The organism is Prosthecobacter gellanilyticus (assembly GCF_007992435.1).
Classification (GTDB): Bacteria; Verrucomicrobiota; Verrucomicrobiia; order Verrucomicrobiales; family Verrucomicrobiaceae; genus Prosthecobacter; species Prosthecobacter gellanilyticus.
In genome coordinates, this window is sequence record NZ_BKAG01000091.1 from 1 (window position 1) to 10,065 (window position 10,065).

The window sequence follows — 10,065 nt, forward strand, 5'->3', positions numbered from 1 at the left end:
TTCCTCCATTCCTCCATTCCTCCATTCCTCCATTCCTCCATTCCTCCATTCCTCCATTCCTCCATTCCTCCATTCCTCCATTCCTCCATTCCTCACCCCTCCACCACACTCCGCACCTCGCCCTCATGCAGTCTTGTGATCAGCCGGTCCCCAGGCTTCACATCCGTCGCATGCTTCACACTGCTTCCGCCCTCCGTCATCGTGAAGGAGAACCCGCGCGCGAGCACAGACTCTGGCCCCAGATTGCGCAGCACATCCGCGCGCGAAGCCAGACGATCACTCATCCGCACCAGCCGATGCTCCAGCGTCTGCTGCAACCGCGTCGTCTGCGTCTCCACCTGATGCCCCGCCTCCGTGATCAGCACGCGTGGATGATGCTGCATCAGCACCTGCTGGCTCTGCATCAGCCAGTCTTCCAAACCGCGCAGTTGCTCCGTGGCACAGCTCGCGAGACGTGATTCCAGCTCATCCACACCCTGCTCAGCACGTTCGAGGAAGCGCTGAGGTTCATGCAGCAGCGGCCCTTTGGCCGTGAGCTCGATCACCTGCTCATGATGCTTCAGCAGCATCATGATCCGCGTCTGCATGCGCGTCGCCGCCGTGTCAAAAAAGCTCCGCAACTCGCCCAGATCAGGTGCCAGCAGCTCTGCCGCCGCGCTCGGTGTCGGCGCGCGCAGATCCGCCACAAAGTCCGCGATCGTGAAATCAATCTCATGTCCCACCGCCGAGATGATGGGAATCCTGGAAGCAAAGATGGCTCGCGCCAGCGACTCCTCATTATAGGCCCACAGATCCTCGATGCTGCCGCCGCCACGACCGATCACAATCGTGTCAGGTTCCGGCAGGCCATGGCGTTCCGCATCGTTCAGCACTTGCAGCGCTTCGATGGTCTCACGCTCCACACCCGTGCCTTGCACCCGCACCGGATACACCAGCACATGCAGCCATGGTGCGCGGCGGGTGAGAATGTTCAGCATGTCCTGGATCGCCGCGCCTGTGGGCGAGGTGACCAGCGCCACCACCTTCGGAAACTTCGGGATGAACTGCTTGTGCTCTTCATCAAAGAGCCCCTCATCATAGAGCCGGCGCTTCAGCGCTTCAAAACGTGCCTGCAGGCTTCCCTGCCCCTTCATCTGCACCTGCTTCACCACCAGCTGGTACTGCCCGCGCGGCTCATACACACTGATCTCACCATACACCTGCACCTGCACACCATCGGTTAGGCGTACACTGCTGCGTCCCGCCGCACCGCGAAACATCACACAGGAGATCTGGGATCCCGCATCCTTCAGCGTGAAGTACTGATGCCCGCTGGATTGCAGCCGGTGATTGCTGATCTCCCCCTCCACCCACACCGCGCCGATGCGTGATTCCAGCACCTCGCGGATCTCGCGGGTGAGCTGGGAAACGGAGAGCACTTGTTCAGCAGATTCCATAAAAATGACCTCGCCCTTCTACGTCCCGTCGCCCCGCCGAGTCCACCACTCTCTCACCCAAAATCACCGTCACACGGCCCCACCGAACATCGCGCCAGCGTCCTGGACTGCGCCGGCCCTCCGGCGCTCTCGAAGTCCTGACGAGAACCATCCCCTCAAACACGCTTCGAAGTCCCGCCACGCCATCCAAACTAACCCTTGCATCACAGCAGCAATGCTCCTTACCCTGCGCTCATGAACTGGATCACGGCTTGCCTCGGCCTAACCACCGCGTTGGCGGGGCTTTCGAGCCTCCACGCAGAGCCGCGTTCATGGACGAACAACCTCGGCAAAAGCATCCAGGCCGAATACGGAGGAACCCAGGGCCAGCAGGTCATTCTGATCATGCCGGATGGCACCCAGGCACAGGTCCCGCTCGCCAGTCTGTCCACCACAGACCGGGACTGGGTGCGCATCAATCCCCTCACCGCCAAGCCTGCACCCACGCCAGCACCAACGCCTGCCGCAACCGCAAGCACGGCCACCGGTACGGCCACCGTCACAGCCCGCATCCCGGCCGAGAAGCGCCGCATGCCGGACCAGGTGAAAGAGCCCCTCCTCTACACCACCATCCACGTCGTGCGTGAGGACCCAGGCAACTGTCTCTACGAGTCCACCCACTTTCAGTTCAAGACGACCGCGAAGCTCGGAGTAGCCTTGATGAAGGACGTGTGCCGGGCCTTTGAAAGCACCTATGAGCTCGTCCGCTCCATGCCCTGGGGCATCCAGCCAAAGCCTGAGGAAGGCCGAACCAAATTTCAGGCAGAGCTCTATGAGACAAGGACTCAGTACCTCGCCACCAACGCGCCTCCATGGTCGGCAGGCGTCTACTCGCTGAAGGAAAAAGTCTTCCGCATTCCCTTCCAGGAGCTCGGCATCTCGGACCAGCCCGGTGCCGGTGGCGCCTACTACCGGAAAGGCGAGATCAACAACGACACGATCACCCATGAGATCACGCATCAGATGATGCATGAGTATGTGCCCTTCATGCCCGCCTGGCTGGTGGAGGGGCTGGCGGAGTACACCTCGAACCTGCCTTACCGCGGCGGCATTTTTGAAGTGAAGGAGGACGCTTCCGTGCTCTCGAACAAACAGCCCAAGTCCCGCCGCCGGGGTTTGTTTTCCATGCCTGTTTACAAGCCCGGCTGGGTGGGGCTGAAAGGCGTGTGGGCGCTCACTACAGACATCACGACACCGAATCCACTCGACACCTTCACGCTGCCTGAAAACGGCTTCCCTCCGCCGTCACCGCCGTCCAATCGAGTGCCCTTGCCACCCGAGATCAACATGGAGCAGATCGCCAGCCACTACCATTCCAGCCACCTGCTCACCTTCTTTTTCGTTCGTGACCACGATGGCTTGCCCTTGAAGAAGTATTTCGATGCCCTCCATGCCGAGAAAGCCAAGTGGCCTCCCTTCTGGAAAGAGCTGGATGACTACAGGGCCAGGCTCGATAAACTGAAACCCGCCTATGATGCCTATGAGGCAGCCATGAAGGAGTTCATGCGGAAGCCCGGCGTCCAGGATCTCGGAGGTGGCAAGATCTCCTATCCTTCGGGGATGAAGCTGCCCGCCGCACCTCCAGAAGCCCCCAAACCTCCCGTGCCGCCTGATCGCACCAATCCCAGGGCGGTCTGCATCAAGCATCTGGATGTCCTGCTCAACGGCCGGACGCTGGAGCAGCTCGATGACGAACTTCGGCTCACGCTCCAAAAAGTTGGTTATTCTCCGTGAGCACACCTTCGTGAGTCCGCTCTGCGGCGGCTCAGATGACGAAGCCTTGCACCCGGGGCCTACTTCTGCGCCGGGGCGTACACGATCTCAAGCGCGCACTCGGCACTCTCATCCCTCATCGGCATCTGACCAGGAACCACGCTCACCAGAAAGTCCTCATGGGTGACACCTTGCAAATGACGGGGTTCCTCAGCTTCCGTGCTGAGTTCATAGATGGCTGTCTCATCCACCGTCGCGTGAGAGCCGGAATGAAAGCCTCTGACAACAGCGGAGGACAGGGTGACAACCAGAAGGCAGTAACACAGGGTGAAGGGTTTCATGACGAGGGAGGCTTGAAGGGTTATACCTAAATGGCGCTTCGTTGTTACACATAGACTTCCACCCAGCGCTCCGGCACAGTCGTGGGAGACACCGGACCGCTCACGCGCCGGGTCATCTGCACCGGTGCTGCTCTGAGACCGAGCAGGAGAGATGCCGTGTCGGAGATCCGGATCGCAGGAGCTTGGGTGAAGAGGGAAAATGTTTTCATGGGGGGAAGCAGTTGTGGTTGAGCAAATGGCTCGCACCGCCGGACTAACTGGGTGCCCCCCAGTTGTTACAGTCCTGGCAAGAAAGTTTCCCCGCCCTGTATTTTCCGAAGTCCACCGCGCCTATTTGCTTGCCGTCACCTCCCAGCCCTTGCGAAAGTACCATCGTGTCCTCACGCCCTGCCTCCCCCACCGATCTCGTTTTGACTGCCGCCGAGGCTTCAGCCTCCTCTGAAAGACTCGCCACACTCACCAGCGCCCTTTCAGGCATCATTCTGGGCAAGGAGAAGGCGGTCCGTCTGGCGGTGACCTGTCTGCTTGCGCGCGGACACCTGCTCTTTGAGGACCAGCCCGGTGTGGGCAAGACGCTGCTCTCCCAGGCTCTCGCACAATCACTTGGCTTGCTGTTCCGCCGCGTGCAGTTCACCAGTGATCTGCTGCCTGCGGACATTCTCGGCGCCTCCATCTATGACCGTGAGGCTGGCAGCTTCACCTTTCATCCAGGTCCCGTCTTCACCCAGGTGCTGCTGGCAGATGAAATCAACCGCGCCACGCCGAAGACACAGTCAGCTCTGCTTGAGGCCATGGAGGAAGGGAAGGTCACATGCGATGGCACACCGCACACTCTGCCCGTGCCCTTCTTCGTCATCGCCACGCAAAATCCCTCCACTCAAATCGGCACATTCATGCTGCCGGAGTCCCAGCTTGACCGCTTCCTCATGCGTCTCGCGCTCGGCATTCCAGATCGCAACGCCGAACGAGTGATGCTTCAAGGCCAGGACCGCCGTGAGCTGCTGCGCGCCATGCCACCGGTCATGACCTGGAATGAGCTCGCGCACATGCAGCAGTTGGCACGCCTTGTGCACGTCTCGGATCCGTTGCTCGACTATCTTCAAGACCTCCTCGCGGCCAGCCGCTCCGCCGGTCATGGCATGTCACCGCGTGCGGGTCTCGCGCTGCTCGCCGCGGCACGCGCCTGGGCCTTGATGCAGGGCCGCACCATGGTGCTCCCTGAAGATGTGCAGGAAGTGGCTCTTCCCGTGATGAGTCATCGCCTCGCCAATGGAGTCGAAGAAGCGGAGAGACTGCTCGAAGAAGTCCCCGTGCCCTGATGGATGTGATGAATTGATGGATTGATGGATCTGCATCCCTCCCCATGAAAAGCCGGAAGTCGAACACCACGCTCGTGCGCTGGAACCTGCACACGGTTTCACTCACCGGCATCGTCCTGGCCATGGGCTACGCCGGTGCCGTGCAGAACAACGGCGTGGCCTACGGCCTTTGTTTTATCACCTTTGTGTTAGGCCTCATGTCCTGGCTGCGCGCACGCGAGAACCTGCGCGGTATTGAGGTCAGCATGGGCCGTCTCGGTGGCGGCAAGGCCGGGGAGATGGCACGCCTGCCTCTGGAACTTCACGCCTCCACCGGCCAGGGTGTCTGGGGTGTGGAGGTGATCAGCGCGGACGGTGACGGCAGATGGACCTTCCTGGAGGAGATCTCCGCGGGACAATCGTCTCAAGTGTCCGTGCCCGTGAAAATCGCGCAGGCCGGTGTCCAGCAGAGTGTGCGCGTGCTGCTGCGCAGCTCGTATCCCCTGGGCTTCTTCAGCGCCGAACGTGAGATCGAGATCGCTGCCGCGCGGCGCATTCATCCCAAGGCGGAAGGCAAGCTGCCCCTGCCGAAACCCGACCGCCCCATCACGGGGCAAAACCTGGCCACCTCTCCCGCAGGCGGCAGACCTGGAAGAGAGGGTGATGACTTCGCCGGCCTGCGTGAATGGCATGCCGGTGATTCGTTGAAGCATGTCGACTGGCGCGCCGTGGCCCGTGGCCGCCCCATGCTGGTAAAGCAGTGGTCCAGCGGCTCCACCCAGGCCGTCACGCTGGATTGGGAGAAGCTGGACCTTCCAGATCCTGCACGTGCCTCGCAGATGGCGCGCTGGATCGAGGAGGCCGAGATCAGCGGCACTCCTTATGCCATGCGTCTTCCAGGCATGGAGATTGAAGCCTCCATCGGCCCCGCGCATGCGCAGCGCTGCCTGGATGCCCTTTCCGAAACCAGCGCCGCCACGCAGCCGGCCATCAAGCGTGCATCCCATCGGCTGCCTGCCGGACACGAACACAGCGCGCATCTGCCTCCCTGGCCGCTGCTCGTGCTTTGCATCATCCTCTCCATCGCCTCGCTGCTCATGCTGGATGTGGTGCCTGCCTCCACGGTGGCCTTGTTTCTGGGCTGTGTGGGGCTGCGTCTCGGGCTTCTGGAGAAAGGCTGGCGGACCCAAGGCAAGGGCCCGCCGCCCCCGGGGCCAACCCGCCCTCGCAGCGCCACGTTTCTAGGATTGAGCGTGCTCGTTGCTGGCGTGATTCTGGTGCAGATCAGCACCGGAAACTTGTTCAGCATGGAAAGCGGCATCGCCGTGCTGCTGGTGCTGCTCGGTGGAAAGCTCATCGAGTCCCGCACACCGCATGATTTCCAGGTGCTGAGCCTTGTGGGCTGGTTCCTCTGCCTGTGCGGCCTGCTTTCCACCCAGACACTCACCCGCTCCCTGTGGACCTTCGGCACCTTCGCGGGCATCGCCGTGTGCATGGTGCGCTTCCGGCGCGGCTCGGACGGCTGGCTGCCGCCCATGAAGCTCACCAGCATCATGCTCATGCAGGCCCTGCCCGTGGCCGTGGTGCTCTTCCTCGTCTTCCCGCGCAGCAGCCTGGGTTTCCTGGAGCGCATCGGCACGGAGCGCACCCATGTCACCGGCATCTCCAGCATGATGGAGCCCGGCAAGATCTCAAAAATCGCCGCCAGTGATGCCGTGTCCTTCCGCGTCGGGTTCCCCGATGCCCCGCCCCCCGAACCTACTTTGCGTTACTGGCGCTGCCTCGTGCTCTGGCAGTGTGATGACGGACTCACCTGGCAGAAAGGTCTTCCCGTGGCGGGCCACTCCAGCGCCTGGCCAACCCGCAACACAGACACCAGGCAGATCATCACCCTGGAACCCCATGGCCAGAAGTGGCTCCCCGGTCTCGACATTCCCATCCATGCCTCCGATGACGGCGGCACCGTTCTGCCTGATGCGGATGACACCATCAGCATCAACCGTAACGTCGACAACCTCCGCCGCTTCACCATCACCTCCCGGCTCACCCAGCAGGAGAGTGAGATCAGTGAAAGCCAGAAAAGCGCCGGGCTGAAACTGCCCTCAAACATTTCTCCACGACTCAAAGAGCTCGCCAAAGAGGTTCGCGGCCAGGGACGCACGAACACCCAGATCGCCCAGCAAGCCGTGCTGCACCTGCAAAAGCAGCAGTTCGAGTACACCCTCGAACCCGGCACCTATGAAGGTCCGAATGCGCTGGATGAGTTCCTCTTCGAGCGCCGCGTCGGCTTCTGTGAGCACTTCAGCGGCGCCTTCGCCACCCTCATGCGTGCCGCCGGCGTCCCGGCGCGCATCGTTATCGGCTACATGGGCGGCGAATGGTCTGACCGCGGCGGCTACTTGATCGTGCGTCAGGCAGATGCCCATGCCTGGACCGAGATCTGGCTGGAGAACCAGGGCTGGACGCGTGTGGATCCCACCGCCGCCCTCGTCCCGGCGCGCATGACCCTGGACCTGCGCACGCTCCTCGCGGGAGGCGAGGAAGAGCTCGAAAGACAACGCGGCAGCTTCTTCTGGCGCACCCTCACCAATGCCCGCCTGTGGTGGGACAGCGTGGAGTATGACTGGTACAACACCGTCATCAGCTTTGATGAAGAATCCCAGATCGCCTGGCTGAACTGGCTCGGCCTCGGCCAGCTGCGCGGCCACTGGATGATCCTGATCAGCGGCGTCGTCATGCTGCTTTCCTTGTTAGGCCTGCTCTTCTGGCTGCGCCGCCCCGCGCCCGTCCGTGATCCCTGGCTGCGCCTCTGGCTGCAGCTTTGCAGGAAGCTGGAGCGGCAGGGCGCCCCTGCCCGGAAACCCAGTGAAGGTCCGCTGAACTATGCGGAACGAGTGGCCTTGGCAAAGCCCGCGCTCGCCGCCCAGGTGCGCAGCCTTGCCCGCGAATATGCGGAAACGCGCTACGGCGGTGATGCCGCCGCCCAGGACTGGCGGGCCTTCCAGAAGAGCCTCCAGGCCTTGGGCTGAACAATCTTTGCAAAGAAGCGCCTAAAGCTTGCATTGCCAGGCATCTGTAACTACAACGCTGTGCATGTCTTTCCCGCAGACAGACCGGTTACGGCAGAACCCTGAAGATGGCTGGGACGTACCTGGATATGACGTGATCGAGTTGATCGGGCGCGGCGGCATGGGCGCAGTCTACAAGGCACGCCAGCATTCCCTGAACCGCGTCGTGGCGGTGAAGATCCTCTCCACGGAGATCGACAATGAGCAGCTGGACTTCGCCACCCGGTTTCGCGTGGAAGCCATGGCCATGGCACGGCTCGCCCACCCTAACATCGTGTCTGTTCATGACTTCGGTGAGACCGCCAGCGGCCGCTTCTTTTACATCATGGAGTTCGTCGAGGGCACCGACCTCGCGAAGAAGCTGCAAAGCACGGAAAAACTGCCGGTCTCGGAGGCGCTCCGCATCATCCTGACAGTCTGCGAGGCGCTTGAGCGCGCTCATTCCGAGGGCGTGGTGCATCGCGACATCAAGCCTTCAAACATCCTCATCCACACCTCCGGCCTCGTCAAAGTCGCTGACTTCGGCCTCGCGAAGATGGATGACCCCAGCACCGCCACCCTGACACTCTCCGGCACCACCATGGGAAGCCATGGTTACGCCGCTCCAGAAGTCTTCGCCAGGGCCAGCACCGCAGATCATCGCGCAGATATCTATTCGTTAGGCGTGCTGCTTTACGAGATGCTCACCGGCAGCGTCCCGCGCGGCATGTTCAAGCTGCCCTCGGAAAAGGTGCCGGAGCTTGGCACTGGCTTTGACTCCCTGATCTGCCAGGCCCTGGAGGAGGATCGTGAGGAGCGCTTTCAAAGCGTGGCTGAGCTGCGCGCAGCACTGTCGGAGCTGGAGCACAGCCACGCACTGCTGCTCGTTCCACAGCAGTCACTCACCCCGCTGCCATCTTCACCGCGCCCATGGCGCTGGATGATCGGCTCTGGCGTGGCGGCTGCCGTGGCCGCCGCCTGCCTGCTCGCGCCGTACAGCACGGACGTGTCCGCCCCGCCCGCCAGCGCCCTGGCACCCAAGGTCACCCCTGAGCCGGACACGCAGGACAGCCCGGCCGCGGAGTTTCACGGTCATCGTTATCAATACATCTCCGGCGCCTGGACCTGGAAGCAGGCGGAGGCTAATGCCGCCAGTCTCGGCGGCCATCTGGTCACACTCACCAGCCCTGAGGAGAACCACTGGGTGTGGACCCAGTTTTCTCCGTATCTCCCGCCGAATGACAAACGCGCCCTGACAGAGCGCGGCTGGTGGGTCGGCGGCAGGCCTCTTGAAACAAGCGGTCAGTGGAAATGGATCAACGAGGAGCCCTTCGACTACACCTGCTGGTCCATCCTGAAGCCGCCCCCTGCCCGCACTCCGCGCCTGCGCCAGCATAACAATGGCGGCGGTGGCCGCCTCTCCGCATGGTCACCCGTGCACTACTCCCAGCCCTGCGGTTACGTGGTGGAGTGGGATGAGGTGAAGGCAGGCTCCTCCGTTTCTGTTCCCAGAAAGGTGATCGACCTCCTCCCGCAGATCGATGTGGAGCGTGACGCCATCTCGGGCGCGTGGACCCGTGATGGCAGTGATCTCGTGGTCAAGGCAGGCCCCATCACGGAGGCAGGCACCACACGCCTGCAGCTCCCCTATGTGCCACCTGAGGAATACGACTTCGAGATCGAGTTCACGTCTGAGGCAGGCATCAATTCCATACAGCAGATCCTCTCCGCCCAGGGGCGCCCTTTCACCTGGCAGATGGACGTGAAGATCGAAGGCGGCGTCAAATCGGGCTTCAATCTGATCAATAAAATCCGCGTGAGCGACCGCAAGGAAGGCACCGCCATGCATCCGCACTTCCTCGCCCACGGCAGACGTCATGTCTCACGGCTGGAGGTGCGCAAAAACGGCCTCCGGGCCATCATCGACGGCCGGGAGATCGTCCGCTGGCGCGCCGGAAAAGACGGCTTCCTGGCGCTCGATATCGCCGCCCCGGAGGCCTTGCGTGACAAGTTGCATCTCGGCCTCGCCGCCGTGAACCGCACCGTGCGCTTTCATCGCATCAGCGTGCGGGAGTTCACCGGCAGCGGCCAGATCGATCTCACCCTCAAGACCGCCGCCAAGTAGCCGCGTCAGGCGAATGGGGCCAAGGCAGGAATCGCCGCACAAGGCAACTAGACCAGTTCTCGGAAA

At 62.2% G+C, this 10,065-nt stretch carries 7 protein-coding genes; 4 read left to right on the top strand and 3 right to left on the bottom strand.

Going from position 1 to position 10,065, the window contains the following annotated elements:
• Positions 1–92: 92 nt before the first annotated feature.
• Positions 93–1,436 (bottom strand): exodeoxyribonuclease VII large subunit, encoded by a 1,344-nt coding sequence (gene xseA / locus BGE01nite_RS28085; protein ID WP_146856156.1) that lies wholly within the window; start codon positions 1,434–1,436, stop codon positions 93–95.
• A 234-nt stretch (positions 1,437–1,670) separates the two neighbouring features.
• Between xseA and BGE01nite_RS28090 the strand changes: the two genes are divergently transcribed.
• Positions 1,671–3,209, top strand: a complete 1,539-nt coding sequence (locus BGE01nite_RS28090) for a hypothetical protein (protein ID WP_146856157.1) — start codon at positions 1,671–1,673, stop codon at positions 3,207–3,209.
• A 59-nt stretch (positions 3,210–3,268) separates the two neighbouring features.
• Here BGE01nite_RS28090 and BGE01nite_RS28095 read toward each other — a convergent pair whose 3' ends face one another.
• Positions 3,269–3,529 (bottom strand): hypothetical protein, encoded by a 261-nt coding sequence (locus tag BGE01nite_RS28095; protein ID WP_146856159.1) that lies wholly within the window; start codon positions 3,527–3,529, stop codon positions 3,269–3,271.
• A 44-nt stretch (positions 3,530–3,573) separates the two neighbouring features.
• Positions 3,574–3,738 carry a hypothetical protein gene (locus BGE01nite_RS29200; RefSeq protein WP_170267133.1) on the bottom strand — a complete coding sequence of 55 codons (165 nt, stop codon included), beginning with the start codon at positions 3,736–3,738 and terminating at the stop codon, positions 3,574–3,576.
• Between the two features lie 201 nt (positions 3,739–3,939).
• Here BGE01nite_RS29200 and BGE01nite_RS28100 point away from each other — a divergent pair, with 201 nt between their 5' ends.
• From BGE01nite_RS28100 to BGE01nite_RS28110, 3 genes are all read left to right on the top strand, one after another.
• On the top strand, positions 3,940–4,848 hold the full coding sequence (locus BGE01nite_RS28100) for an AAA family ATPase (protein WP_170267134.1): 909 nt from the start codon (positions 3,940–3,942) through the stop codon (positions 4,846–4,848).
• A gap of 44 nt (positions 4,849–4,892) precedes the next feature.
• The gene (locus BGE01nite_RS28105) at positions 4,893–7,856 is read left to right on the top strand and encodes a transglutaminaseTgpA domain-containing protein (protein ID WP_146856161.1); all 2,964 of its coding nucleotides are present in this window, start codon (positions 4,893–4,895) and stop codon (positions 7,854–7,856) included.
• A gap of 64 nt (positions 7,857–7,920) precedes the next feature.
• On the top strand, positions 7,921–9,999 hold the full coding sequence (locus BGE01nite_RS28110) for a protein kinase domain-containing protein (protein ID WP_146856163.1): 2,079 nt from the start codon (positions 7,921–7,923) through the stop codon (positions 9,997–9,999).
• The last annotated feature ends 66 nt before the right edge of the window (positions 10,000–10,065 follow it).

Excerpts from the sequence above, each read along its gene's own strand:
- xseA (WP_146856156.1), bottom strand. The coding sequence starts at position 1,436 with ATGGAATCTGCTGAACAAGTGCTCTCCGTTTCCCAGCTCACCCGCGAG.
- BGE01nite_RS28090 (WP_146856157.1), top strand. The coding sequence starts at position 1,671 with ATGAACTGGATCACGGCTTGCCTCGGCCTAACCACCGCGTTGGCGGGG.
- BGE01nite_RS28095 (WP_146856159.1), bottom strand. The coding sequence starts at position 3,529 with ATGAAACCCTTCACCCTGTGTTACTGCCTTCTGGTTGTCACCCTGTCC.
- BGE01nite_RS29200 (WP_170267133.1), bottom strand. The coding sequence starts at position 3,738 with ATGAAAACATTTTCCCTCTTCACCCAAGCTCCTGCGATCCGGATCTCC.
- BGE01nite_RS28105 (WP_146856161.1), top strand. The coding sequence starts at position 4,893 with ATGAAAAGCCGGAAGTCGAACACCACGCTCGTGCGCTGGAACCTGCAC.
- BGE01nite_RS28110 (WP_146856163.1), top strand. The coding sequence starts at position 7,921 with ATGTCTTTCCCGCAGACAGACCGGTTACGGCAGAACCCTGAAGATGGC.